This window comes from Nonomuraea candida, assembly GCF_000725485.1.
Taxonomy (GTDB): domain Bacteria; phylum Actinomycetota; class Actinomycetes; order Streptosporangiales; family Streptosporangiaceae; genus Nonomuraea; species Nonomuraea candida.
Genome location: NZ_JOAG01000052.1, coordinates 1 through 25064, shown reverse-complemented (window position 1 = coordinate 25064; position 25064 = coordinate 1). Strand labels below are relative to the sequence as shown.

Genomic DNA, 25064 nt, shown 5'->3' with positions numbered 1-25064 from the left:
GTCTAGACGCCATGAAGATCCACCACTTGAACTGCGGATCCGTACGGCGCATCGAGGCGACCTACGACGGCCCGCCGCCGTCCCACGCGGTCAACCACTGCCTGCTGATCGAGACCGACTCCGCCGGGCTGGTCCTCGTCGAGACCGGGCTCGGGCTCGACGACGTACGGAACCCGGACGACACCCTCGGCGCCGACTGGGTCCAGCTGGCGCAGCCCGTGCTCGACGAGGACGAGACGGCGGTGCGCCGGCTCGCCGCGCTCGGCTACTCGCCCGGCGACGTGCGCCACGTCATCGTGACCCACCTCGACGTGGACCACTGCGGCGGCCTGCCCGACTTCCCCGGCGCGCGCGTCCACGTGCTCGCCGCCGAACTGGAGGCCGCGACGGCCGAGGCGCCCAGTTTCCGCTACCGCCCCGCCCACTGGGCTCACGGCCCCGACTGGGTCACGTACGCCGGCGGCGACGGCCACTGGTTCGGATTCGGCGCGATCCAGCCGCAGGGGCTGCCGCCGGAGATCCGGATGATCCCGCTCGGCGGTCACACGGCGGGCCACGCCGGCGTCGCCGTGCACGACGGGCAGCGGTGGCTGCTGCACTGCGGCGACGCCTACTACTATCACCGGGAACTCCAGGACCGACCCGAGCCGCACCCGCTGCTGGACGTCGTGCAGACCGGTTCGGAGGTCCACCGCGACCTGCGCCTCGGCACCCAGGCCCGCCTGCGGGAACTCATCCGCGACCACGGCGACGAGGTGACCGTCTTCTCCGCCCACGACCCGTGGGAGCTGGCCCGCCTGACCGGCGCCCGGACGTGACCGAGCGCCGGCCGCCCCGGGGACGACCGGCGCTCAGCGCCCCTGACCGACCCACCTGCGGGCCATGCTGCGGGCCTGAGCGGGCGTTCCTCCGCGGTTCATGGTGATGGGCCGATAGTGAAGCCGTCTCCACCGGATCAGCTCGACCGCCGGCCGGATGGCCCGCAACCCGGTTCCAGCTCGGCGATGCGGCGTTTCCCGGCCGTCCACCAAGGGGCTCGGCGCGATTCGTTCAGACAGTGGTCTTCTGCGGTGAAGGCGTCTTCTCGCGCAGGGGCACCTCCCGGACGAGCCAGGCGGCGGCGAAGGCGAGCGCCGCGAGCACCACCGCCCCGGCCGCCACGCCCTGCATGCCCGAGCTGACCCCGGCCCGCACGGCCTCGCGCAGTGCTCCGCTCATCGCGGGCATCGCCTCGGGAGTCAGCTCGCCGGACGTCAGATGGCCGGCCGCCCCGGACCCGAGCCCCTGGGAGGCGAGCGCGGAGGCCAGCCCGGCCTCCATCCGCCCGGTGTAGACGGCGCCCAGCAGGGCGATCCCCAGGGAGCCGCCGATGGTGCGCATCAGCGTGACGGTCCCGCTGGCCGCGCCCATGTCGCGCGGCTCGGCGCTGTTGAGGGTGAGCAGCATGGTGCTCTGCATCAGCAGCCCGGTGCCCACCCCGGCGATCACCGTCAGCCCGGAGGCGAGTGTCGTGCCCGTGCTCACGTCCAGTCGTGTCAGGGCGAGCGCGCCGGCGACCAGCACCGCGCCGCCGAGGATCGGGTAGCGCCGGTAGCGGCCGTCGCGGCTGATCAGGCGGCCGGTGGCGAGCTGCGCCGCGAGCATGCCGAACATCAGCGGCAGCAGCAACATCCCTCCGGCGGACGGCGTGACGCCCTGGACGAACTGCATGTACAGCGGCAGGTACGACGTCACCGCCATCATCACGGCCCCCGACAGGAAGCTGAGCACCTGGGCCAGGGTGAAGTTCCGGTCGCGGAAGAGCCGGGGCGGGATGATCGGCTCCTCGGCCCGCCGCTCGGTCACGACGAAGGCCGCCAGGCACGCGGCCGCCACCGCCCCGAGGCCCACAACCATCGGTGACGTCCACGCGTAGGTCACTCCGCCCCAGCTCGCGACCAGCGTCAGGGCCACGATGGCGGCGGTCAGCAGCACGGCGCCGGGATAGTCGATCCGGGCCTTGGCCCGCTCGCTCCTCAGCCGGACCCCGAACCCCACCACGAGCAGCGCCACGGCGCCGACGGGCACGTTCACGTAGAAGGTCCACCGCCAGCTCAGCTGGTCCGTCAGCAGGCCGCCGAGCAGCGGCCCGCCGATGAAGGCGACCGGCATCATGACCCCGACCATCGACTGGACCCGGCCGCTCTCGCGGGGCGGGACCAGCACGCCGATGATCGACAGCGCGCCCACCATGAGTCCGCCGGCCCCGAGCCCCTGCAGCGCGCGGAAGGCGATGAGCTGGCCGATGTCCCCCGACAGCCCGGCCAGCATGGAGCCGGCCAGGAAGATCGCGATCGAGGTCATGAACATGCCCTTGCGGCCGTAGAGGTCGCCCAGCTTGCCCCAGAGCGGGGTGGTGGCGGCCATGGCCAGCAGGTAAGCGGTGACCACCCACGACAGGTGGCTCAGCCCGCCCAGCCCGCCGGCGATGGTGGGCAGCGCGGTGCCCACGATGAGGCCGTCCAGCATGGCCAGGAACATGCCGAGCATCAGCCCGAACACGCCCACGTAGAGGGACCGGTTCATGACGGGGCGGCTCATCATGCGCCGTACGGGCGTGCGGCCCTGGCCTCGCGCAGCGCGAAGCCCCACCAGGAGAGCTGGTCGAGCATGGCCTTGGCGGCCGCGTCGGCGCCGGGGCTGGACGCGGCGCCGTCCGCGCCGATCTGGGCCCAGGGCGCCTGCAGGCCGACGGCATCCCGGACGGTCACGGCGTGCAGCTCGGCCAGGACGAGGCGGAGTTGCTCGACCGCCCGCAACCCGGCCGAGAAGCCGCCGTAACCCACGAAGCCGACCGGCTTGGCGTGCCACTCGCGGTTGTGCCAGTCGATGGCGTTCTTCAGCGCGGCGGGGAAGCTGCGGTTGTACTCAGGGGTGACGATCACGAACGCGTCGGCCCTGGCCAGCCTCGGGGACACGGCCGACAGCAAGGTGAGCGCATCGGGATCCCGCGGCGGCTCTCCCAGGACCGGGAGAACGGTGGGCAGCGGCGTCTCGACCAGGTCGATGAGGTCGGCGGTCATGTCGTCGCGGCGGTCGAGGCGGGCCCGGATCCAGTTCGCCACGCCGGGGCCGAAACGGCCGTCGCGGGTGCTGCCGAGCAGGACCGCGACCCGCAGTGGGGTGCTCATCAGGAATTCCCTTCAAGGTATACAACGTATCGATGGGGATACAACGTACACATCGCTGTGTACGTTGTCTACTACTGATACGTTGTATACAAGATGAGAGGAGGCGGTCCCATGGCCGCACGGAAGGACGGGCCCTCGCTGTGGGAGCGCCTCGAACGCCCCACGCCCACACCCCGCCAGACGCTGTCCCCGCGGCGGATCGCCGCCACGGCCGTGGCCGTCGCCGACGCCGAGGGGCTCGACGCCATCACGATGCGCCGCCTGGCAACCGAGCTGGGGGTGGCGCCGATGGCCGCGTACCGGTACGTGTCGGGCAAGGATGATCTGCTCGAACTGATGGTCGACCACGTCTACGCCGAGCTGGAGCTGCCGTCCGGCACGGCGGGCTGGCGGGAGACGCTGCGCGAGATCGCCCTGAGCACGCGCAGGCTCATGCTCAGGCACCTGTGGCTCGCGCAACTGCCGGCGGGCGCGACGCTCGCGCTCACCCCGAACCGCACGGCGGTCTCGGAACGCTCCCTGGCCGCCCTGGCCGAGCAGGGCGTGGACCCCGACACCGCGATGGCCGTCGCCGCCACGGTCAGCTCGTACACAGGCGGCATGACAGGGGCGGAGATCGCGATGCGGCAGGTCATGGCCGGGCAGGGATGGTCGGACGAGGAGGAGGTGTACACGAGCCTGGCGCCGCAGCTCACGTACCTGCTCGACACCGGGCGCTACCCGGCGTTCAAGCGCTACATCTTCGAGGGCCGGCGCAAGAAGGATCCAGATTGGCAGTTCGAGACCGGACTCGAATACGTCCTGGACGGCATCGCCGCCCGGATGACCTCCTCCCCGCCCATGTCGCCCCGGGACGATGCCGTTCGGCGCGAGGATGAGACCGGGCGCCAGGACCGGCATGAGACCGAGGGCTCGTGATCGCGGGCAAAGCCGGCCGGCCATGACGCCCGGCCCGGGGCATGGCCCGTCGTTGAGCGACCCGGCCCGGCGCCAGAACCTCCGCGCCACCAACCCGCCTGGGGTGAAGCCGGCCGCAGCTCGATCACGGCTGCCGAACAAGGCGGCCGCGCCATGGAGGCGCTGATCTCGCTGATCAGTGAGGCGCCGGTCTCGCCCCTCGACGCCGGCTCAGCGTCGGCCGCGGCGCAGGAGCGAGAAGTACCCGTACGAGGGGTCGTCCTCCCCGGCGGCGCCGATGTGGCTGCCGGCGACGAAGGGGTGGTCGAGCCGTACGGCCGACGGTTCGGCGACATACATCCAGTCGGCGACGAGCGCGCGGCGGCTGAACTTCCAGACCCCGTCACGCCTGCTGTACTTGTCCAGGTAGCGGCCGTGGACCACATAGTCGCTCCTGGCGCCGTCCTGATCGACCTGGTGGAACGCGATGACGTAGACCTCGCCCTCGGCCTCGTCTCCCACCACCTTCAGGTTCACCGTGGTGATGTGGTGCTGCAGGATCGCCATGTGCTTCTGGATCTCCGGCAGCCGGTCGATGAACTCCATGGCGGACCCCTGGGAGAACCGCCCATGCTCGTCGACGGCGTCGTCGTGGTAGAGCAGCCGCAGCTTGTCGAGATCCCGCCGGTCGGCGGCCTGGGCGTAGGCGTGGATCAGTTCACGGAGCGCTTCCCTGTCGAGCAGCCGGCGGAGCTCCGGGTGAAGGGCGTCGGACATGTGAGGGCCTCTCTGATCGGCGGAATGACCCGTTCAGAGTCCGATTTCCAAATTGGACCAGCAAGTCCGGTTTCGCCGTAGGGTGGATCCGTGCCGCAGGGGACCACGCGCAAGGGCGAGGCGACGCGGGCGCGCATCGTCGCCGGCGCCGCCGAGGCGCTGCTCAGCCTGGGGATCGCCGAGGCGACCCTGGACGACCTGCGCGCGCCCTCGGGGGCGAGCAAGAGCCAGATCTTCCACTACTTCCCGGGAGGCCGCGACGAGCTCCTCACCGCCGTCGCCCGGTTCGAGGCCGCGCGGGCGGTGTCGGCCCTCCAGCTCAAGATGCCCCCGCTGACCACCTGGGCGGCCTGGGCCGCGTGGCGCCATCAGGTGCTCGGAGAGTACGACCGGGCAGGCGTCGCCTGCCCGCTCCGCGTCCTGGTGAACGACCTGGCCCCGGCGACCCCCGGGGCCCGGCTGCTGGTCGCCGAGGTGCTCCGCCGATGGCACGACCACCTCGTCCGCGGGATCACCGAGATGCGCGCCAAGGGCGAGATCCGCGACACGCTCGACCCGGACGAGGCCGCCGCCGCCATCATCGCGGCCGTCCACGGCGGCGCCGCGATCTCCGTCGTCTTCCCGGCCGGCGGATACCTGGCCGCCGCCCTCGACACCGCCCTCGCCGCCCTCGGCCCCGGTTACCGTACCGCCCTCGGCCCCGGCGAGGAATGAGCGCCTGAGGACGGCCCCGCCACCGGCCACGACGCCCCCTTCGCCACCGGCCTGCGGCGGCCGTCACGTTCGTCGGAGGCTGAGACAGTGGCGTTGCGAGTCCCGCCTGTTCCGGGCGCGTCTTGGCAAGGTGCGCAGGCGCGTCTTCGCAAGGCTCAGTCGGTGGCGCGCAGTGCCCTCTGGGTGTCCCGGGCGATCCGCCACGCGTCGCCGACCGGGCCCATGTGCCGGAGCTTGTCCGGATTGACCACCGCCCGGATCGTCTGGACGCGCCCGCCGTAGATGTCCAGCGACAACGTGTTGATGACCTTGCCGTCCTGGTCGCGGAAGATGGCGCCGGGCTGCCCGTTCACCTGGCGGGTCTCCATGGTGCCGCCGATCGAGAACAGCGCCGGCACCATGGAACCGAACACCCGTGCCACCTTGTCGACGCCGACGATCGGCCGCTCGAAGACCGGGGCCTTGCCGCCGCCGTCCCCGACCGCCTGCACATCGGCCGCCAGCACCTCGCGCAGCGCCGCGACGTCACCCTTGATCAGCGCCTCGAAGAAGCGTTCGGCGAGTTCCGCGCGCTCGCGCCGGTCGGCCTCGAACCGGGGACGGCCCTCGTTCATGTGACGGCGCGCCCGCACCACGAGCTGGCGGCACGCCGTCTCCGAACGCCCGACCGTGGCGGCGATCTCGGCGAACTCGAAGGCGAACACGTCGCGCAGCACGAAGACCGCCCGCTCCAGCGGGCTCAGCCGTTCCAGCATCAGCAGCGCCGTCATCGAGATCGAGTCGGCCAGCTCCGCGGAGCGCTCGGGGTCTTCGTAGGGGTCTTCGAGCAGCGGCTCGGGGAACCACTCGCCGACGTACGCCTCCCGCCGCACCCGTGCCGAGCGCAGCATGTCGATCGCGATCCGGGTGACGACCGTGGACAGGTAAGCATGGGCCGATGCGGGCTCGGCCTCGGCGGTCACGTAACGCAGCCAGGTGTCCTGGACGGCGTCCTCGGCGTCGTCCACGCTCCCCAAGATCCGGTACGCGATCGAGAACAGCAGGGGCCGCAGCCGCTCGAACTCCTCTGCCCGGGTCATGATGCCGGCCTTCCCCTGCGACCCTCGCCGTCGATGCCGGCCTTGTCACTCATTGTCGGTGTTTCCGTTCCATGATGCCGTGGCGGGTTCCCCATACCAGGGGATCAACGCCGGGTCGCCGGCGTGCCGCCGGAACGGCCCTGCAGAACCCGTGCCGTTCGCTTGTCGTCCTTGGGCCAGGTGTATCCCCCGGGCTTGCGGGCCTCGGACGTGAGATGCCCGAACCCGGCCTTGCAGGCCATCTCTTTGGCCACCGCGCCCAACCGGCCGCTGACGTAGTAGCTCTTCGCGGTGTCGTCCCGGTTGGCGAACTGGAAAAGGCCGGACCGGCGGCCCAGGCTCAGGCACTGGCCGACGAACCCGGAGTCGACCGGCTCAGGCACGCTCCCGGCGATCCGGCTGAGCACCGTTTCGGCGGCCTGCGCACCCAGCGGGAACGCGATCTGGCCGCTCATCCGGAACGGCCGATCGGAGGGCGACACCGCGTCGCCGGCTCCGACGATGCGCTCGTCGTCCAGGCTCGTGAGCGTCTCGTCGCTCAACAGCCGCCCCACCGCGTCCGTGGTCAGGCCGCTTTCGCGGGCCAGTCCGGGGACGGTGAAACCGGTTGCCCAGATGGTCACGTCGCTGGGCAACCGGCGGCCGTCCGCGAGCTCGACGGCCTCGGCGGACACGGCGGCCACCTTGGCCCCGTCGCCCTGGAGCACCGTGACTCCCATCCGGGCCAGCCGCCTGGCGACCGAGCGCCGCGCCTTGGGGTGGAGGTAGGGGCCGAGGATGCCGCCGCACGCCAGCGTCACCTGCCGGCCCGCCTCGGCCAGCTCGGCGGCGGTCTCGATACCGGTCGGGCCACCGCCGACCACGGTGATCGCGGCCGAGGCCGGAGCGGCGCCGAGCACCGACCGCAGCCGCTCCGCCTGCTCCAGACCCGCGATGGGGTGAGCGTGCTCCGCCCCGGGAACCATCGGATCGGCGGCGGCGCTGCCCACCGCGTAGATCAGGTAGTCGTAGCCGACGGTCTCCCCCGAAGCCAGGTGAACAACCCGCCCGGCGGCGTCGATCCGGGTCACCGTGCCGACGACGAGACGTACACCGTCGGCCAGAACGTCACCGTAGTCGGCGACCGCGTCATGCGAGCCCCCCACGAGCTGATGCAGCCGCACCCGATCGACGAAAACCCGGCGCGAGTTGACCAAGGTCACGCTCACGTCCGCGCGCCGCCTGAGCCGGTTCGCCGCCATCACGCCGGCGTATCCCCCGCCGATCACCACCACATCGGTCTGCACTGTTCGCCACCCTTCAGTCCCGCGGCCGACGATCTGCCTCGCGCCGCCGTCTCGTACTGGAGACGAGGCAGCCCGCTCGCCAGTGACATGGGTGAGGACAAGCGCTGCTCTCGCACCTCTCGGCGTGGCTACGCATCGCGCCGCTACCGGCCGTCATCCGTTCAGGTCACAGCCGCATGCGGCTGATCTGCCGAAGAGCGGCGGCGTTGCGCGGCTTCGCCGGGTCGGGCCCAGCGGCGAAGGAGCTGCATGGCGGCTTCGGTCGCGCTTTGTTCTTCCGGGATCAGGGTGACCAGGCGCTGGCGTGGTGCGTCCACCGGCACGAAGTTCTGGTACCGCAGGCGCAACACGCCGAGGGCTGGATGGCGCAGGCTCTTGGCGCCGGAGGAGCGCTGCTGAACGTTTCCAGCGTGTCGCTCGCCCGGTCAGCGGGACGGGCCCCGACGCCGCGGGGTAGGCCGACGCTCTGCGGAGTCACCCGGGCACGTCTCGACCGTGGGAATGCCCCGAGATCCTCTCGATCTTTCACATCCGTCAGTATGCCCGCCTGCCGCACAGGAAGGGTGGCCCACTCCTGGCGGCAGGCCGCCACCGGCCTGGACCTGGCCGGGGCGATCGGCTTCTACGGGCCTCCCCGCTTCTTCGGCGATGCCACCGCGGCGCTGTCCGCGCCGTTGCTGATGCTGCTGGCCGGCGATGACGTCGCCACCCCGCCGGCCGAATTCCAGGCGCTCGCGGCCGGCTTCGACAGGGCCGGCAAGGAGTATGAGCTGCACGTCTATGACGGAGCCCCGCATTCGTTCTTCGATGTGGCCTTCGGTGACTGGGCACGGGAGTGCGCCGACGCCTGGCACCGCATCCTGAGCTTCACCTCTCGCCACGGCGGCGAGGCGGCCTGAGCGCACGCTATGACCGTTCCCACGCGTGTTCGCCGCCATGACCATCGCCCGCCGCGTCTTCGCAGGCCGTGACCTGCTCCCCACCGAGCCAGGGCTGCCCACCACCCCGGACGAGCGCCGCAAAACAGAGGAGACCTTACAAAGGCGGCCCGGATCTTCAGGGCCGGCACGTTGATCATCCGGCGATCATCGTGCTACTAATGAAGGAGACCTTCGTAAGAGAGGAATGCCTATGCCGGCCGCGACCGCGTTACGGTGGCCCGGATGTGAGAATGCCCGTGACCTGGGCGGCCTGCCCACCTCCGGCGGCGGGCGCATCAGGCAGGGCGTCCTGTTCCGCTCCGACCGCCCGCGGCCGGCCGGCGTCGAGGCGGTGCTGGCCTCTGGCGTACGGCTCCTCATCGACCTGCGGCTGGCCGCCGAGTGCGCGGCCGACCCGAGCCCGCTCGCCGGCCACCCCGTCTACCGCAACCTGCCGGTGCTGCGCGAGGAGGACACCGTCCTGGAGGCCATGGCCGAGACGCTGCCGGGCATCTACCGGGCGATCCTCGACCGGGGCGCCGACCGGATGGCCCGCGTCCTCGCCGCCATCGCCCTCGCCCCGCCGGGCGGCGTGCTCGTGCACTGCCACGCCGGCCGCGACCGTACGGGGCTCGTCGTCGCCCTGGCCCTGACCCTGGCCGGCGTCCCCGACGAGGAGATCGCCCGCGACTACGCCCGCACCGCCGCCTGCCTGACCCCGGACCCCGGCGAGCGGGCCCGCCGGCTGGCCGCGCAGATCACCGCCGAGAGCATGCTGGAAACCCTGGCCTACCTGCGCGAACGGTACGGCGGCGCGGCGGCGTACCTCGGGCTCGACGAGTCACTCACGACCCGGCTCAGAACCCGCCTGACCGAGGCACCACCGGCCGGAGCACCACCGGCCGGAGCACCACTGACCGAAACACCGTCGACCTAAGCCACCGCCGACCCAAGCCACCGCCGACCCAAGCACCGCCGCTCGTGGCACCACCGGTCGAAGCGCGCCGGCAGCACCCTCAGGAGACGCATCGTGCTCACGCGATTGGCCGCCCTGTTCCTCCTCCTCGCCGCCCTCCTCGCCGCCCCCGCCCCAGCCCCCGCCGAGGCCGCGACCGGCCGCGCGCTGACCGCCTCGGAGCTGGCCCAGGTACGCCCGCTGGCCTTCACCTCCACCCTCGCCGCCCGCGACGCCGTGGCCGCCACGCTCCCGGTGACCAAGGTGAGCATGAGCACCGTGATCGGCGGCGGCCACACCACCCGCGCCATCTGCCACCCCACCAACCTCCGGCTTCCGGTCACGGTCACCGGCTTCTGCTGGAACGCCACCGACGACACCACCGCGAACTGGTTCCCGCAGGGCATCACCGGCAGCGGCGACGGCATGAACGGCTCGGTGCTCCACCCGCCCTGCGAGGGCTGCCCCGGCCGCAAGATCGTCGCGGTGAGCTGGCGCAGCGGCGCCTCCCACGAGTACGGGGCCAACCGGCTGGCCAGGGTCACGTTCGTGGACGTCACCGGGGGGCCCGTGGGCGCGCCGTACCGGCACGCCCTGCTGGTGGAGCCCGACGGCGGCGCCGGCGGCTTCCGGGAGATCGCCAGCCACGCCGACGGCATCTCCTGGTACGGCAACAAGCTCTTCCTCGTCACGGGCGGCGACCCGGACGTGGCCGGCGGCGACCGGCTGGTCCGCGTCTTCGACCTCACCCATTTCTGGCGGATGAACTCCACCGCGTCCGGGAACGTCGGCTGCGTCGGCGGCACCTGCTCGGCCGCGTACTCGGGCTTCGCCCTGCCGCAGATCGGCTACTACCGGCTCGGCCCGGCGGCGGTGTGCGCGAGCCTCGACCTGGCCAGGCCGTGCCTGAACGGCGTCTCGCTCGACCGCTCCGGCGCCGACCACCTCACCACCGTCGAGTACCGCAAGGGCGGCTCCGGCGGCAAGATCCTGCGCTGGCCGCTGGACGCGAGCACGGCCCTGCTCAGGACCGGCTCCGACGGGCTCGTACGCCCGGCCGAGGGATGGTTCAGCCCGGTCTGGGACGTCCAAGGCGGCGTGTTCACCGGCGGCCGGGGCGTCCTGGTCGGGCTGTGCCCGGAAGGCTCGCCGTCCGTCACGTACATGCCGGGCGGGACGGCCAGCGTGTACGGGGAGTTCAGGAAGTCGTGCCTGCACCGCGTCACGCTCTCCGCCGACCGTGCCACGCTCGACGTGCACTACATGACGACCGCTCCGGGCAACGCCCAGAACGTCTCCTACTGGCCGGCCAGCGGGGAGATGTGGCTGGTCAACGAGTTCCGCGGCGACTACGACGGCGTCTACGGCAGCGACCGCCTGGTCCTGGCGCTGACCTGCCCCGGCCTCGACTGCTGAGCGCGCGACGGTTGAGGGGTGGCCGCGGCGTACCGGGAAATCCACGAGAACGGTGGATGGTGAAGCGCCCGCGCCGCCCATAATGCGGGGAGACGCATCACAACGGGAGGCCGCATGGCAACCCCCGCTTCCGGAGTGGGCTCCAGGCTGGGCCGCGCGCTCCTGCTGGCGCTGGCCGTCGCGCCGCCGGCGGCGCTGGGCTTCGTCCTGTGGGAGTGGGTGCGGCAGAACCTCACCGCGGCGGTGCTGCTCTCCGTCGGGTACGAGCTGGTGCTGCTGGCGGGCGGCTTCGCCGGGAAGGTCTTCGGCGACCTGCAGGACCGGTGGGTGAAGACCGCGGCCGACCGTACGGACGAGCTGCTGCGGCGTACCTCGTCGCGGTTCGAACGCGACTACCGCCGGCAGGTGCGGGAGACGGTCAGGTTCGTCGACCAGAAGGGCCTGATCATCCGGGGCGACGCCCCGGAGCTGGAGCAGATCTACGTCGACGTGAGCCTCGAATCCCGCCCGCCCCGCGAGACCGCCGGCGGCGCGCTGGTCGCCGACCTGCCGGCGATCTCCCACGAGCGCCGCTCGCTCGGGGACTTTCTGCAGCAGGGCCGCCCCGCCGTGCTGGCGCTGATCGGCGCGCCCGGCACGGGCAAGACCACGTTGCTGCGGCACACCACCCTGCGCCTGTGCTCGCACGACCGTACCCTGCCTGTCCTGCTCTACCTGCGTGACCACGCCCCGGCCATCGTCGAGCAGCCGGACCTCGGCCTGCCCGAGGTCATCGCCGCCCGGCTGGGACGCCTGCGCGAGCAGGAACCGGCCGGCTGGTTCGACGGCCGGCTGGAGCGCGGCCGGTGCGTGGTCATGCTCGACGGCCTGGACGAGGTGACCCTCGAGGAACACCGCCGCCTGGTGGTGGACTGGGTGGAGCGCCAGATCGCCCAGTACGCGCAGAACGACTTCGTGATCACCAGCCGGCCCTACGGCTACCGCGAATACCCGCTCGACAGCGCGGCCGTGCTGCTCGTCCGGCGTTTCACCGCCCGGCAGATAGCGATGTTCGTGCACGCCTGGTACCGTGCGGCCGACCGGGCCCATGGCCCCGCCAAGGGCAGCCCCGAGGACCTGCTGGCGGAGCTGCGGCGCAACACGCAGCTCTACGACCTGGCCGCCAACCCGCTGCTCCTCACCATGATCGTCAACGTGCACCGCATCTGCGGCGACCTGCCCGGCACCCGCGCCGAGCTGTACGCGGAGATCTGCCGCGTCGTGCTCTGGCGGCACGACGTCCGGCGCCCCGGGACCTCGCTGGACGGCGAGCTCAAGGAGCGGATCCTGCGTGAGCTGGCCTACACCATGATGGAGCGCGGCACCCGCGACCTGCCCCGCGCCGAGGCCACGGCCCTGATCGAGGCGTCACTCGCCCGCCTGGCCCCGGACGACCCGCCGTCCCCCGCCGCCCTGCTCACCGACCTGGAGAACAGCGGCCTGCTGCTCGAACGCGAGGCCGGCGCCTACTCCTTCTCCCACCAGACCTTCCAGGAATACCTGGCCGCCGCACACGTCCACGACCACCCCGACCTGCAGCCCGGGCTGCCCGCCGCCGTGGACGATCCGTGGTGGCGCGAGACGATCCTGCTGTACGCGGCGCGCGCCGACCCCACCGCCATCGTGCGGGCGTGCCTGCTCTCCCGTACGGTGCCCGCCCTGGCGCTGGCCTTCGACTGCGTGGACGAGGGCCGCCCGATCGCCCCCCAGGTCCGCGCCGAGCTGGAAGAGCTGCTCGACACCCCGCAGGACGGCGACCCCGCGCGGGATCGGCTCCTGTCGGCGGTCGTGGTCACCCGCCACCTGCGCGCCGTGATCCGCATCAGTGACCAGGTGGCGGTGTGCTCCCGCCCCGTCACCCCCGACCTGCACCGCCGCCTCGGCCTTGCCTCGCTGATCTGGCCCGAGGACGTCGCGTCCTTCCTCTCCTTGGTCAACGACCTGTTCCCCGGCGGCCCCGCCTACCGGCTCCCCACGCGCGACCTGGCCGCCGATCCGGCCTTCGCCGTCATCGCCGACCCGGCCGCGCGTCCCGTCTGGGTCGCCGAGCCGAGCGAGCCACCGGACCTGCACGCGGCCGACCCGCTCACGCACCCGTTCACCGCCACGCCGCAGGAGGTGGCCGACCGGGTGCAGGAAGATCTCAAGGACGCCAAGGTGCGCGACACCGCGCTGATCGCCTGCCTCCTCTACCGGGTGTACATGTGCAAGGCCCTGAACAGCAACGTTCCCTACCAGGAGCAGTTCGGCAACCTGTTCCAGCTCGCCGAGTTCGCCGGCGATCCGCGGCGGGCGCGCGAGCGCGAGCTGGTCAAGGCCGACCTGGACGACTCCGGGCCGTACCATGACCGGGTCCTGCGCTTCGTCTACGACCGCACCGACCATCTCAAGTCCGACCTCGACCAGGTCCAGAGCCTCGTACGCGGCCTCACCCGCGACCGCCGGCCGGCCGACGCCGCCGGCGTCGACCTGGCCGGAGCCCGGCGCGCCTGCCTGGTCGGCGGCATGGCGATCTTCCTGTGCCGCCGACTCGCCACCCACAAGCCGGCCCCCGACCTGGAGATCCGGGCCTCCTCGTCCGCCTCGATCCTGCAGCCCGGCCGGGGCCGGCCGCTCAGGCTCTTCCAGCTCGTACGGACGTACCTGCTCAAGTCCGGGGCCCCGCCGCGGCCTCCGCAGGCCCTGCTGGCCGCCGTACGCGACGGCGTCGCCGAGCTGTCCCGGCTGACCGGCCTGGGCGGGGACCAGGTGAACCCGGAGGAGGCGGGCACGGAGGCGCGCATGGCCTACGACGTGGCCACGTCGCTGCGGACCGTCGCCGAGGAGGGCCTGGCCGGGCCGGGAGCGTTCGACGCCGACTTCGTCCGCTGCGTGCGGCTGGGCGCGCTGGCGGTGGCCGCCGGGATCACGCACAAGCCGGCGCTGAAGCCGGTGGCCAGGAGCTTCTGGGAGATCGCGGTCGGGATCACGGCGCTCGAACGCCGCGCCACGAACCCCTCCGCGGACGCGCTCATCCTGGTCCGCTCCTGACCTCACCAGCGGCACCCGACCACCACGGCGGCGGCCGCCACGCGCCGCCGCTGTGACGGCAGGGACGCCCCTCGCGACCCCACGACCCCACGGCTCCGGGGCTCCGGGGCTCCACAGCTTCGCGGCTCACCCCGCCGTCCGGCCACGTGCGTCCGCCCGGCCGAACGCCCAGGTGAACCCGGCCTCGGCGGCCGCTCCCCTGGGCCTCCCCTCATGACGTAGAGACCGAACCGGTGGCGGTAAGGGTGAGGGCTGCGGCGGCCAGGATGGCGAGCCGTCTGTGGGCCGGACCGGGCACGGGTTCCTCCGTGGGGGTTGTTCGCCTGGAGCCACCGGTCGTTCTCATGATCCAGGCGATGCCGGCGAGCTCGTCACGGAGGTCGGTGGCGAGCTCGCCGAGGCCGGGGAAGCCGTCGGGGCCGGCGATGAGGGTGATGGCGCTGCTGCCCGGTACACCAGGTAGGCGCTCCAGAAGCCGGCGAGTCCGATCGCGACCATGACGGCGATCACCGGCCACTGCCACGGCTCGGGTACGTGCAGCGCGAGGAACCACACCTTGGCCGGTGAGCCGCTGAGCTTGATGCCCAGCGGCACCAGGCCCTGCGGGAACAGCCCGAGAACGCCCACGGCCATGGCGGACCACATGAGGGCCTGGTGTTTGCCCGACATCGTCTCGAACGGGGACGTGCCGGCCTCCTCGCCCGTCTCCTCGGCAGCGGCGGCCGGCTTGCCCGACCGCATCAGGTGCAGCAGTTCGGGCCCCTTGTCCCGCAGGGTCCTGGCCGCCGCCGAGCCGAGCGCCACATGGCAGAGCACGCCGGCGAGCAGGGCGACCGGGACGCTCGCCCACAGCAGGGCGGGCAGGTCCAGGGCGTGGCCCGCCCAGGCGACCCCGAGCGCGGGGCTGATCGCGAGGGTGACCAGGAAGAACATCAGGAAGGACTGCCCGGTGACATCACCGTGGTCCATCGGCGAGTTCTTGCTCTTGTGCGGGTCCGGGCCGGGCACCAGGGCGGTGACGGAGACCCAGGCCAGCAGGCCGGAACCGCCGCCGAGCGCGGCGAGGGTGGCGGCCAGCGCCCATGGCACCAGGGTGGCGTCGCCGTGCAGCAGGCATCCGGCGAGCGTCAGCGCCAGCGTCAGCGGGCCGAAGACGGTCAGCCAGGCCAGCTGGCGGGCCCGTACGTCGGCCTTCTCCTTGCCCGGCACCGTCAGGGTCAGCCAGAGCGCGGTGCCGTCCTGGCCGTAGGAGTTGGCGCACGTCGCGGCGGCCATCAGGGCGCCGGCCGCGCCGACGAACGGCAGGAAGGCGGTGAAGCCGAAGATCAGCGGGAACAGCGCGGTGATGACGGCGAAGGCGGGGCCCATCACGATGGCCTGGGTGCGTACCGGGTCGCGCCACCAGGTACGCAGCTCCTTGAGGTAGATCGCCCCCTGGTCGCCCTGGAACAGCGGGCCCCGCCGGGCCGCCCGCCGCGCGGAGGAGCCGCGGACCACCGGGCGGTCCATCCGCTGTGGCCCGAGCAGGGCGCTCCAGGCCAGGAACAGCGCGGCCACGACCACGGCCAGGGCGAGCAGCGGTCCCGCCGTCCCCGCCCAGTCGCCGCGACCGGCGGCCTCCACGGCGATCAGGCTCCAGCTGGACGGCAGCGCCCGTACCACGGTGGAGAAGGCGGGCGGGAACCCGTACTCCAGCAGCAGGGACACCCCGATGACCAGGATCCAGGAGAAGGAGGCCAGCGAGACCATCGCGGCCGTGACGGTCGCGGTGACGACCCCTCCCAGCCGGGACTTGGACAGCATGCGGAACAGCAGCGTGACCACCCGGGACAGCAGCACCACCAGGAGCAGGAGCAGCACCACCGCGGGGACCGACACCACGACGGCCACCCAGCTCAGCCGGGCGGCGAAGACGACCAGCGCGCAGAAGGCCAGCAGGGTGATGGCGGTGGTGACGGCCACCAGGGCGGCGGCGAGCAGGCCCGTGGCCAACGTCCGGCGCGGTACGGGCTGCCGGTGGAAGTGCTCCCCGTTGAGCGGCGGTTCGCCCGCGAAGATGGGGCCGGCCATCCAGCCCAGCGCCCACAGCGCGAACGTCACCGCGAGCAGGTCCATCAGCAGGCGCGGATGGGAGAAGTCCAGGAAGGCCAGGACGAGGGTGGCGACGGCGAGGCAGATGCCGGCGCTGTAGCCCAGGCCGTTGAGTGCCCTCTTGGCGTCGGTCGTGCTGTGGCGCAGCACGGCCAGTTTCATCTGGATCAGGACGCCAACCACGACAGCCCCTCCCCGCCGCCGACCGTGACGCCGACCAGGCCGACGAAGGTCTCCTCCAGCGAACGGTCACCGCGGACCGCGCCGAGAGGACCCTCCGCGACCACGCGTCCCCTGGCCATGACGGCGACGGTGTCGCACAGCTCCTCCACCAGCGCCATGACGTGGCTGGAGAGCAGCACCGAGCCGCCGTGGCCCACGAACCTCTTCAGGATCGTCTTGATGGTCGCCGCCGACACCGGGTCCACGGCCTCCAGAGGTTCGTCGAGCACCAGGAGCCTGGGGGCGTGCAGCAGCGCGGTCGCCAGGCCGATCTTCTTGCGCATGCCGGTGGAGTAGTCCACGACCAGGGTGCGTTCGGCGGAGCCGTCGAGCTCCATGACGGCGAGCAGTTCGTCCGCCCGCCGGTCGGCCTCCCCGGCGCTCAGGCCGTGCAGCTGTCCCAGGTAGGTGAGGAGCTCACGGCCGGTGAGCCGCTCCGGCATGGCCAGGCCGTCGGGCAGGACGCCCATCAGCCGCCGCGCCCGCAGCGGCTCCTGCCACACATCCACGCCATCGACCAGCGCGCGCCCCGCATCCGGCCGGAGCAGACCGACGGCCATGGACAGCGCGGTGGTCTTGCCCGCGCCGTTCGGTCCGACCAGGCCGTAGAAGGAGCCTCGGGGGACGGTGAGCTCGACGTGATCGACGGCGATCTTCTCACCGAACGTCTTGGCAAGGCCGTCGAGCCGTAGCGCCGGCGCTGTGGTTGGCGATCTCATGGAAGTCTCCCAATATCAGTACGGCACGTGCCGTGCCGGTTCAGGAGCATGCCAATGCGGAGGTGAACTGTCAATACGGCACGTGCCGTACCGCTATCGTGATGTCATGACCGACAAGCGCAGCCAACGCGCCGCCGACCGGACCGAGGCCATCATGCGGACCACGCTGGAGCTGGGCCAGGAGATCGGCTACGCCAAACTCAGCATCGAAGCCGTCGCGGCCCGCGCCGGGGCCGGGAAGCACACCATCTACCGGCGGTGGCCGTCCAAGGGCGCGCTGCTGCTGGACTCACTGCTGTCGCTGAACGAGGCGGGCCTGGACTATCCCGACACCGGGGACATCGTCACCGACCTGCGGGTGCAGATTCACGCGGCCGTCGATCTGCTGGCCAGGCCGCCCTTCGGGCCCCTGTTCCAGGCTCTGATCGGCGAGGCCCAGCACGAGCCGCAGGTCGCCGCGGCGCTCAACGAGCGGTTCATCGCGCCGCAGGCGGACAAGACCGTCGCCCGGTTGAGGGCGGCCCGGGATCAGGGGCAGTTGTCGCCGCAGTTCGATCTGGAGCTGGCGATGGCGATCCTGTCGGGGCCGCTGTACTTCCAGCTCCTGATCACGCAGGAGCCACTGACTCATGAGTACGTCGACCGGATTCTCGACGCCCTCTTCACCGGGCTCGGCCCCACCCACGCATATTGACGAAGGTCGCCGTCCGGTGCCACACCGCCCCGGCGGCGCCTCGCGGGAGGACATCGGAGACGTCCCGGAGGTCACCCGGCAGTCCGCCCACGCCACGTTCCGCCAGGCCGTCGAGGAGTGGGAGGGGGCGATCAAGCGCCCGATCGTGCCGATGAGATCCACGGGATCGACGGGCTGCGGCCGCGCACCTGCAACCGGACGCCGGCGGGCACCTCCCGGCCCGACGAGACGGCCGCCCCCTGGCCAAGTGGGCCCTGGCACACGCCCAGGCCCACGGCCGCGACATCGAGGAGCGGCCCGTCTCCGGCGGCCTGGTCCGGATGGACCCACCGACCGAGCTGCTGACCCTGCACAACCGCACCGCCGCCGTCCTGGACGAGTTCGCCGCGCCGCCACCGCACCTGCTTGCCGAGATCCGCGAGCGCGAGGCCGTGCCGCTGGACCGGATCGCCGCCGGCGGCCGATCGGCCCGCGACACCAGGAAACGCGCGGCTGAGGCCCGCGAGCGCGCCGCCACCCATCGCGCCCAGGACGCCCACCTCAAAGAGATCGCCGAAACCCAGACCCCGGCCGAGCACGCCGCCGAGCTCGAGCGGCGCTGGCCCAAAAAGATTGGGGCCCTACCGCACCTTCCCCGACACGGCCGGCGCCCGCGACTGGTGCGCCCACTGCAACGTGTGGATCGGGACCGAAACGAGCCGCTCATGACCGACGACCACCCGGCCGATCATCCGGCCGACCGGCCACGCATCATCGCCACCGCCGCTGGGTATCGGCGTGGAGTACCAGGCTGCCGCCGAGGGAGGGCAGAAACCCTGGCCCAGCCAAGGCAGCATCGTCGATCTCGGTGACCACGCGCAGGGCGCCCGCCTCGACCGCCTCGACCGCCTCGACCGCCTCGAAGACCGCAACACGCACCAGCGCGTTGCGCACCTCTGGTGGAATGCCGGGCAGGACCTGCACCAGGTCGGGTCGGACGGTGGTGCGCTCCTCGTTCTCCCAGGACGCGGCCGCCTGGCCGACGACGGTCATGCGGCGCTCGTTGTAGACGTAGCCGGGCATTCGCGCGCTCACCGGGGCCGCGGAGCCGGGCGTGGGAGCGGTTGGCCTGCTTCTGGGACCCGGGCTTGTTCTTGCCCTTGTACGGTGCGCACCGGGCCTTCGGCACCCTGGCAGGCCTTGTCGGCCAGCGTGGTGATCCCGGCTCTGTCCAGCGCGCGCAGGATGCCCCAGATGCGGGCGGCGCTCAGATCGTGGGTCTTGCCCGGCAGCGCGCCCGAGGTCCACAGGATCGTGCCGTCCGGTGCGGCGATGACCTGGATGTTCATGCCGTGCACGCGGTGCTTGCCGGAGAAGTACGGACGGTCGGCGGCGATCCGGTCGATGCGGATCAGCGTGCCGTCCAGCACCAGGTGGTGCAGGCCGTCGCGCTTGGCTTTGCGCAGTACCTGGCCGAGCTTGGGCGAGCGCGCCGACAGCAGCATCACGGTCTCCGCCACATACCGCCACGCCGTCGTCGTCGAGATCCCGAATCCGGCGCCGAGTTCGGGGAACGTCTCTCCCTTGCGCAGGTGGACCAGCACGAGCAGGGCCTGCCGTCCAGGGTTGAGCAGCCGGCGGATGGAGCCGATCGTCTTGCGGTGCCGGCGGATGAGGCCGGCGACGTAGTTCAGGGTTGAGCGCGACAAATCGACGGCAGCACGGTAAAACAGCATGCGAGGCCCCTGGTCGTGGCGGACGTGATTGTGGTGATCAACCCGTCTGCCAGGGTTTGGCATGCCATCAGGCGAACGACACTCTTGCGATCATGTTGTGATCAGCGGCCCGCCGCCGAGGATGAAAACGGCTCGTTCTCTCGGACAACGCACCACCTCTACCTGCCGTACCGGACGAAACCGGAACGAACATGGCGGCACTGATCAGCATCCCGTCAAACGCAACCGTTTCTCCAGGTCAGGCCGTGCTTTGTTGGAAATTTCCTCGTTGCCGCCGGGACCCCGCACCGCTCCTCCGACTTGACTCTGACATGGATGTCAGAGCTTAGCCTTGCCGCGATGAAACGGACAGTTCTCGCTCTGACCTGCCTGTGCCTCAGCGTCTTCGTCGTCGGCACCGCCGAGTTCCTGATCGCGGGCCTCCTGCCGCAGATCGGTACTGACCTGCGGGTCTCCATCCCGGTGCCCGAACAGGCGGTGGCCGGCTTACGCGCGCTCGGCGCGGTGATCGCCGGCCCTGTCGTCGCCTTGGCGACCGTACGCCTGCTCCGCATACCGGCTCAGCCCGCCGGGTCCTCCGCCGAGTGGCCGAAGTCGCCGGAATCCTCCAACCAGACCTTCTCGGAACTATGGGCTACCGCTACCTTTCAGCGATCTTCCGGGCCCCCGGTTAGCCCCGAGTGCCGTCCAAACTGACCGACAAACACTGCTGCCACTTCACTCAAGAAAATTTTCCCATACGGGCGGCGCAGACAATGGACCGTCCACACCAAAGTTAGAGTCCAAAGACAGACATAAAGAAAGAAAGAAATGAGTATGAAAAGAATATTAAGGCCTCTTACTCGTGCCTCCGCGCCGGCTGCCATCTCACTTCTCGTAAGCGGCACGGCTGCCCACGCCACTGCTGGGTCCCCGAGTGATCGAAAGCGCGGTGGCGCGGTGAACCTTCCAAGATCCAGAAATCGACGCCGATGTCTCGCCGAGTTCGCCGCCGCAGCCGTACTGCTGGGCGGACTTGCCGCGCCGGCTCCGGCGGCAGCGGCGGAAGAAGGCTCCGTGAGCGTGCTCGCGCACCAGCTACGGTGGGCCCTCGACAGGTTGCAGTTCGAGCAGGTCCTGGACACCAACCCGCCGGCCGGCGCGGCCGAGCTGAAGGCGCTGCAGCTGGCCGGGGCCGAAAAGGCGGCGCAGCCGCCGGAGAAGGACGAGCTGCGCGCGGCCGTCGCAGCGGCCGAGCCGATCTCGCAGCAGCCGCAGATCGACCTGACCGTCATCGAGCTGAACGAGTTCGGCCGCCCCGTCTCCTCCGGCACCGTGCTGATGAGCCCGCAGTATCCGGACGGGAAGGTCGTGCCGGTCGACCGCAACCTGCACACCACCGACGTCCGCTGGCGGCAGTGGGACGACGCCGGCTGGTACGCCAACCGCGGCCAGGGCACCATCGACATCGTGCCGGGCCGCGAGAACGCCTCCATCGACTTCATGAGCCCCTACCCCGCGTCGGTGCTGAAGCTGATGGTGGCCTTCGGGGTGCTGCGCCTGGTGGATCAGGGCCAGATCTCGCTCGACGACACCTACCACTACGAGCCGGTCGCGCCGATCAGCTCACTGTGCGGCCCGGCCAGCAGCAACACGATCCGTGGCTACCTGGACGCGGCGCTCACCTGGTCGTCCAACAACGGCGCCTGCGCCATGGTCAAGCTCCTGCACGACCGCGGCGCGATCGACGGCCTCAACCAGACCTTTCAGGACCTGGGCCTGGAGACGCTACAGCTGAAGAACACCAACCCCGGCACCGGAGGCCGCTGGGGCAACCCGGTCACCATGAGCTCGCTCGACACGGCCAAGCTGCTGATGCTGGTCAACGGGGGCCTGGGTACCCTGTGGACGGCCCCCGACGGCACCCGCGTCACCGCCGCCGTCCTCAGCGGCGCCTCCCGCGCGTTCTTCAAGGGCAAGCTGGGCGAGCAGGCCATGAACGTCACCCTGTCGACCACCAACTGGTGCGGCGCCGCCTATCCCGCGCGGGGCATCCCGCAGCTCACGTCCTCGCGCTGGATCGGCGCCGACGGCACCGTGACCGTCCCCGGCCAGGGCATTGCCTACGGCCACGACGTGCGGCCCTGCAACGAGGCGGCCGAGGTGACGTACGCGCACAAGAACGGCTGGGTGAACAACTCCGGCGCCGACGCGGGCATCGTCAAGGCCCTGCCCGGCAAGGGCGGCCGCACCTACATCGTCGCCATGTTCTCCAACCTCGGCTACCAGTACGTGGACGCCAACCGCCCGCCGACGGGCGCCGAGAACGTCTGGTTCACCGAGAAGCTCGCCAAGCTGGGCAAGATCGTCGACGAGTACGAGAAGCGCCGCTACCCGTGATCAGCGAGTAGTCCTAGGGAGCCGGGCGCGCCGCGCCCGGCTCCCTCCGCCCATGAAAAGCCGATCATGACCAGGCCCGCTCCTCTTGAGATGAGCGAGTGCGAGTACTTCTCCCTCGTCAGAGCCGGCTGGGGATGTTCGTCCTCGGCGGCCGGCCGGCGGTCTCAAGGCATTCCTGAACGGTGATGACACTGGTTATCTGGGGTTCTTGATCTCTTCTCGCAGCGCAGAGCGAAATGATCTTGTTTGGCACATCAGTACGTTGGCCGGTCCTAAACGTCTGCAAAGACCGGTGCAACGCAGATCGGTTGCGCCCGCCGGCCATGTGGCCGCGGGAGAACGTTGACCTCAAGGGGGCCGGTTTTGAGAGGGCGGGAGTCCGACACCGTCATCGAGAGCCTCCAGGCCGCACCGTGCAGACCGGAGGAAATGAGGCGTACCCCTTATCGAGACTGGGCGGCGACACTGGCGGATCACCGTGGCTCTGGCCGTGCTCGTGGTCGGCGTCGCCTTGATCGCCATAGCCGCGTCTACGGTGATCGATTGGGCAATGGGCTCAAACCCCCGGAGTTTCTGGCCATGCTGGGGACCGGTGCCACCGTGGCCGGAGCCGTGATCGCCCTGACCACGTGGGCTCCGCGCCGGCGACCGCCTCCCGCCGCCCCGACCGACACCATGATCACCACTGCCAAGGCGGCGCTCGCATGCCTGGTGCAGCAGCAGTGGAAGGAAGAGGCGCGCATCCGCGCACTGGGCGATCCCCACCCGGTCCCGGTCGTCTGGCAGTTGTCCGGCAAACGCGCGCTGATGGACCACCGCAGCTGATCGCAGGCCCCGGCCCGACCCTCAGCGGCACCGCCGACGACATCGGCACCCTCGCCGGGCAGCGCCGTCATCGCCCCCACCGCGCTTATCCCGCCCGTCGCCGCCACCTATCTGCGCACCTGCCTACCACCCGAACCCAGCCACGACTGGCAACCCGTCCTGGCCGCCATCAGCGCAGGAACCATCCCCGCGCTGGCCGCGGTGACCGCCACCCCGCTCGGGCTGTGGCTGATCCGCATGGTCTACATCCTGCCCAAGGCCGACCCCGCACCACTGCTCGGCCCACTCAGCCACGATCTCCACTCCCTGCGCCGACATCTGCTGGACCGGCTCATTGACGCCCTCATCGGCGCCCGGCCACCCGCCACCGAGCGCGACGATCCCTTCCGCCCCCGCCGCTCCTGGGATGCCGACCAGGCGCGCACATGGCTCAGCCGCCTAGCTAGGCACGCACCATCCTCGGCACCAGCCGCTGGAACGGCGCGGCCTGGGACCGCCAGGAGGTCAACGACCAGCTCGCCGAGCTCGGCAAGCAGTGGACCTGGTGGCCGCCCGGCACGGGCACGGCAACGCCGTAGAAGAAGCGCGGCCCCCGCGCCACCCTCGGCAGATCCGTCAGACCTTCACCGGATCTGGCCAAGCGTCGCCCCGCCCCGGTGGAGGGAACGGTAGGTCAGCGCGCAGCATGGACACCGTGACACGGGGCTGCGGAAGTCATCTGGACCTGCCGCCGCGGCCGTCGCACGGCACCCTCCAGGCCACGCCTTCAAGGCCGGCAGAGCTCCAGGGCGATGGACCACCAGTTGTCCGGCTGCTCGAAGGAGAACGGGTCCAGGGCCCTCAGCCGGCTCGACAGCTGGCGGAAGGACTCGTCGCGAACAGCCGGGTCGTCGGCCGAACGGACTTCGTGGAGCTTGATCTGGTAGAGGAATTCGAGGAACTCGCCCAGGTTGTTGTTCACGATCTCGCCTTTCGGGCGAGGTCCGTCGAACTGGATCAGCATGATGAAGCCTTCATACGCGCTCACCGAGAACCGCATGCCGCGATCGCCGGGCGGACCTCCGATGATCACCTCTCGATGGTCCACGCCGTTGGAGGTGGTGACGTCGAAGACGGTCAGGAACGTCGGTCTCCCCACAACCTCGGTGGTGAAGAACGGAGAGCTGTCGACGGGAAGCCCGACGACCCCCAGCGCTTCGGCGTCCTTCGGAGTGAGCTCGAACTTCTCGAGCTCCGCCGCCGACGCCGTGAAGATGTTCGCACGACCGTAGAGCGCTGCCATTTCCTCGTGTGTGGGCACGTCATTCCTTCATGTTCTGTCGGACGTCGAGCAGGTTTCCGACCAAGATCCAATCAAGACCGTCGGCGCCCGTCCACTTGACCCGTGACCGAGCGCGCCTGTGATCGCCCGTGCCGAGGCCGGCCGGCTGCGCGAGGACCTGTCCGCCGCGCGTGAGCAGCTCGGCGAGGCGCGGGGACCTCACGGCCGTCCAGGTGAGGGTGTCGGCAAGGCCGCGCCACCAGGTACGCGCGTTCGTGTTTCGGCTGGTCAGAGTGTCACCGGAGTGCGGCCGGAACGGACGGCGCAGACAAGGGCCCGGGCTCGACCATCGTGGGACGGTCCGGCGAAGGCTCGCGGTCCCCGATGTTTCCGCAGGTCGAAGTGCTCGTCCCAGCGCCGCTGGGGAGCCGTGGTGTTGCCCGCGCCCGGCCACGCGAACCGGGCGCGGGCGATCAGAGGCGCTCGGTCACGGGTCGTAGGGGTCGGGCCCGTGGTGGTCGTTCACCCCCACCGAGCCGTCCACCTGCAGCGCCGTGCTGAGCGCCTTCTCCGCGAGTCAATGCCGTGCTTTCCCCTGCCGAGTTCAGCGCCAGGACGCAGTACGACTGTTGACGTGAAGGCCGCCGGGATTCCGATCAGGCCGATCTTGTGCGGCTTGTGGCGGGCTGTGGTGTCTCCTTCGCCTCCTCTTGCAGGGCCGCGTCGAGGATCGAGTCCAGCATCCCCTGTGAGCTCTGCAACTGGCTGATCATGTCGGCGATGTGCGCGCGTTCGCGTCGTAGGTCGTTGATGAAGGTCGGGCAGCCGGACGGCACGACCAGTTTGTCGGTTCCGTGCACGCAGTGCAGGACCCG

At 71.0% G+C, this 25064-nt stretch carries 21 protein-coding genes and 3 pseudogenes; 11 read left to right on the top strand and 13 right to left on the bottom strand.

Annotated features, from left to right (window positions below; translation table 11 throughout):
* Positions 1–11 precede the first annotated feature (11 nt).
* The gene (locus IO39_RS36740) at positions 12–818 is read left to right on the top strand and encodes an MBL fold metallo-hydrolase (RefSeq protein WP_043633693.1); all 807 of its coding nucleotides are present in this window, start codon (positions 12–14) and stop codon (positions 816–818) included.
* A 232-nt stretch (positions 819–1050) separates the two neighbouring features.
* Here the strand turns inward: IO39_RS36740 and IO39_RS36735 are convergent, their stop codons facing one another.
* Both IO39_RS36735 and IO39_RS36730 read right to left on the bottom strand, forming a co-directional pair.
* Positions 1051–2565, bottom strand: a complete 1515-nt coding sequence (locus IO39_RS36735) for an MDR family MFS transporter (RefSeq protein ID WP_245642501.1) — start codon at positions 2563–2565, stop codon at positions 1051–1053.
* 14 nt (positions 2566–2579) lie between these two features.
* Positions 2580–3170 carry an NADPH-dependent FMN reductase gene (locus IO39_RS36730; RefSeq protein WP_043633689.1) on the bottom strand — a complete coding sequence of 197 codons (591 nt, stop codon included), beginning with the start codon at positions 3168–3170 and terminating at the stop codon, positions 2580–2582.
* Between the two features lie 111 nt (positions 3171–3281).
* Here IO39_RS36730 and IO39_RS36725 point away from each other — a divergent pair, with 111 nt between their 5' ends.
* The gene (locus IO39_RS36725) at positions 3282–4088 is read left to right on the top strand and encodes a TetR/AcrR family transcriptional regulator (protein ID WP_063765417.1); all 807 of its coding nucleotides are present in this window, start codon (positions 3282–3284) and stop codon (positions 4086–4088) included.
* A gap of 210 nt (positions 4089–4298) precedes the next feature.
* Here IO39_RS36725 and IO39_RS36720 read toward each other — a convergent pair whose 3' ends face one another.
* Positions 4299–4844 (bottom strand): nuclear transport factor 2 family protein, encoded by a 546-nt coding sequence (locus tag IO39_RS36720; RefSeq protein WP_043633687.1) that lies wholly within the window; start codon positions 4842–4844, stop codon positions 4299–4301.
* 90 nt (positions 4845–4934) lie between these two features.
* Here IO39_RS36720 and IO39_RS36715 point away from each other — a divergent pair, with 90 nt between their 5' ends.
* On the top strand, positions 4935–5558 hold the full coding sequence (locus IO39_RS36715) for a TetR/AcrR family transcriptional regulator (RefSeq protein WP_052423835.1): 624 nt from the start codon (positions 4935–4937) through the stop codon (positions 5556–5558).
* A 155-nt stretch (positions 5559–5713) separates the two neighbouring features.
* Here the strand turns inward: IO39_RS36715 and IO39_RS36710 are convergent, their stop codons facing one another.
* The 3 genes and pseudogenes from IO39_RS36710 to IO39_RS59755 form a co-directional block, all read right to left on the bottom strand.
* Positions 5714–6637, bottom strand: a complete 924-nt coding sequence (locus tag IO39_RS36710; protein ID WP_043633685.1) for an RNA polymerase sigma-70 factor — start codon at positions 6635–6637, stop codon at positions 5714–5716.
* 104 nt (positions 6638–6741) lie between these two features.
* Positions 6742–7923, bottom strand: a complete 1182-nt coding sequence (locus tag IO39_RS36705; protein ID WP_043633683.1) for an NAD(P)/FAD-dependent oxidoreductase — start codon at positions 7921–7923, stop codon at positions 6742–6744.
* Between the two features lie 161 nt (positions 7924–8084).
* Positions 8085–8321: pseudogene (locus IO39_RS59755) on the bottom strand (MmyB family transcriptional regulator); the annotation flags it as partial.
* A gap of 165 nt (positions 8322–8486) precedes the next feature.
* Between IO39_RS59755 and IO39_RS56260 the strand changes: the two are divergent.
* The 4 genes from IO39_RS56260 to IO39_RS51325 all read left to right on the top strand — a co-directional run bounded on the left by IO39_RS56260 (position 8487) and on the right by IO39_RS51325 (position 14283).
* Positions 8487–8822, top strand: coding sequence for a dienelactone hydrolase family protein (locus IO39_RS56260; RefSeq protein ID WP_052423834.1), 336 nt, complete (start codon positions 8487–8489; stop codon positions 8820–8822).
* Between the two features lie 232 nt (positions 8823–9054).
* Positions 9055–9780, top strand: coding sequence for a tyrosine-protein phosphatase (locus IO39_RS36695; RefSeq protein ID WP_052423833.1), 726 nt, complete (start codon positions 9055–9057; stop codon positions 9778–9780).
* Positions 9781–9873: 93 nt separating this feature from the next.
* On the top strand, positions 9874–11214 hold the full coding sequence (locus tag IO39_RS36690; RefSeq protein ID WP_157549433.1) for a hypothetical protein: 1341 nt from the start codon (positions 9874–9876) through the stop codon (positions 11212–11214).
* Between the two features lie 114 nt (positions 11215–11328).
* Positions 11329–14283: an NACHT domain-containing protein gene (locus tag IO39_RS51325; protein ID WP_157549430.1), complete on the top strand. Its 2955-nt coding sequence runs from the start codon at positions 11329–11331 to the stop codon at positions 14281–14283.
* A gap of 342 nt (positions 14284–14625) precedes the next feature.
* Here the strand turns inward: IO39_RS51325 and IO39_RS36680 are convergent, their stop codons facing one another.
* Positions 14626–16557, bottom strand: a complete 1932-nt coding sequence (locus IO39_RS36680) for a hypothetical protein (RefSeq protein WP_043633677.1) — start codon at positions 16555–16557, stop codon at positions 14626–14628.
* A complete protein-coding gene (locus IO39_RS36675; RefSeq protein WP_043633675.1) occupies positions 16542–17315 on the bottom strand; it encodes an ABC transporter ATP-binding protein in 774 nt (257 codons plus the stop codon). The genes IO39_RS36680 and IO39_RS36675 overlap by 16 nt, the downstream gene beginning before the upstream one ends.
* A 106-nt stretch (positions 17316–17421) precedes the next feature.
* Here IO39_RS36675 and IO39_RS36670 point away from each other — a divergent pair, with 106 nt between their 5' ends.
* Positions 17422–18009: a TetR/AcrR family transcriptional regulator gene (locus tag IO39_RS36670; protein ID WP_043633672.1), complete on the top strand. Its 588-nt coding sequence runs from the start codon at positions 17422–17424 to the stop codon at positions 18007–18009.
* 131 nt (positions 18010–18140) lie between these two features.
* Here the strand turns inward: IO39_RS36670 and IO39_RS36665 are convergent, their stop codons facing one another.
* The 3 genes and pseudogenes from IO39_RS36665 to IO39_RS36655 form a co-directional block, all read right to left on the bottom strand.
* Complete coding sequence (locus IO39_RS36665; RefSeq protein ID WP_043633669.1) at positions 18141–18587, bottom strand: hypothetical protein; 447 nt, start codon at positions 18585–18587, stop codon at positions 18141–18143.
* A gap of 172 nt (positions 18588–18759) precedes the next feature.
* Positions 18760–19071 (bottom strand): hypothetical protein, encoded by a 312-nt coding sequence (locus IO39_RS36660; protein WP_052423831.1) that lies wholly within the window; start codon positions 19069–19071, stop codon positions 18760–18762.
* A pseudogene (locus IO39_RS36655) lies at positions 19049–19724 on the bottom strand (transposase family protein); the annotation flags it as partial. The pseudogene IO39_RS36655 and the gene IO39_RS36660, both read right to left, overlap by 23 nt.
* A 339-nt stretch (positions 19725–20063) precedes the next feature.
* On the opposite strand from IO39_RS36655, the gene IO39_RS36650 reads away from it, so the two are divergent.
* From IO39_RS36650 to IO39_RS36640, 3 genes are all read left to right on the top strand, one after another.
* Entirely contained in the window at positions 20064–20420 is a 357-nt protein-coding gene (locus IO39_RS36650) for a hypothetical protein (protein WP_157549427.1), read from the top strand.
* Between the two features lie 360 nt (positions 20421–20780).
* Positions 20781–22103, top strand: a complete 1323-nt coding sequence (locus tag IO39_RS36645) for a serine hydrolase (protein ID WP_211267299.1) — start codon at positions 20781–20783, stop codon at positions 22101–22103.
* A 543-nt stretch (positions 22104–22646) separates the two neighbouring features.
* A complete protein-coding gene (locus tag IO39_RS36640) occupies positions 22647–22928 on the top strand; it encodes a hypothetical protein (protein ID WP_157549424.1) in 282 nt (93 codons plus the stop codon).
* A 766-nt stretch (positions 22929–23694) separates the two neighbouring features.
* On the opposite strand, the gene IO39_RS36630 is transcribed toward IO39_RS36640, so the two are convergent.
* Both IO39_RS36630 and IO39_RS36620 read right to left on the bottom strand, forming a co-directional pair.
* Complete coding sequence (locus IO39_RS36630) at positions 23695–24210, bottom strand: SUKH-4 family immunity protein (protein ID WP_043633655.1); 516 nt, start codon at positions 24208–24210, stop codon at positions 23695–23697.
* A gap of 635 nt (positions 24211–24845) precedes the next feature.
* Positions 24846–25064, bottom strand: a pseudogene (locus tag IO39_RS36620) (hypothetical protein); the annotation flags it as partial.

Excerpts from the sequence above, each read along its gene's own strand:
- IO39_RS36675 (WP_043633675.1), bottom strand. The coding sequence starts at position 17,315 with ATGAGATCGCCAACCACAGCGCCGGCGCTACGGCTCGACGGCCTTGCC.
- IO39_RS36730 (WP_043633689.1), bottom strand. The coding sequence starts at position 3,170 with ATGAGCACCCCACTGCGGGTCGCGGTCCTGCTCGGCAGCACCCGCGAC.
- IO39_RS36695 (WP_052423833.1), top strand. The coding sequence starts at position 9,055 with ATGCCGGCCGCGACCGCGTTACGGTGGCCCGGATGTGAGAATGCCCGT.
- IO39_RS36650 (WP_157549427.1), top strand. The coding sequence starts at position 20,064 with ATGAAACGGACAGTTCTCGCTCTGACCTGCCTGTGCCTCAGCGTCTTC.
- IO39_RS36630 (WP_043633655.1), bottom strand. The coding sequence starts at position 24,210 with ATGGCAGCGCTCTACGGTCGTGCGAACATCTTCACGGCGTCGGCGGCG.
- IO39_RS36740 (WP_043633693.1), top strand. The coding sequence starts at position 12 with ATGAAGATCCACCACTTGAACTGCGGATCCGTACGGCGCATCGAGGCG.
- IO39_RS36725 (WP_063765417.1), top strand. The coding sequence starts at position 3,282 with ATGGCCGCACGGAAGGACGGGCCCTCGCTGTGGGAGCGCCTCGAACGC.
- IO39_RS36735 (WP_245642501.1), bottom strand. The coding sequence starts at position 2,565 with ATGAACCGGTCCCTCTACGTGGGCGTGTTCGGGCTGATGCTCGGCATG.
- IO39_RS36660 (WP_052423831.1), bottom strand. The coding sequence starts at position 19,071 with ATGCCCGGCTACGTCTACAACGAGCGCCGCATGACCGTCGTCGGCCAG.
- IO39_RS36710 (WP_043633685.1), bottom strand. The coding sequence starts at position 6,637 with ATGACCCGGGCAGAGGAGTTCGAGCGGCTGCGGCCCCTGCTGTTCTCG.
- IO39_RS36720 (WP_043633687.1), bottom strand. The coding sequence starts at position 4,844 with ATGTCCGACGCCCTTCACCCGGAGCTCCGCCGGCTGCTCGACAGGGAA.
- IO39_RS36670 (WP_043633672.1), top strand. The coding sequence starts at position 17,422 with ATGACCGACAAGCGCAGCCAACGCGCCGCCGACCGGACCGAGGCCATC.
- IO39_RS51325 (WP_157549430.1), top strand. The coding sequence starts at position 11,329 with ATGGCAACCCCCGCTTCCGGAGTGGGCTCCAGGCTGGGCCGCGCGCTC.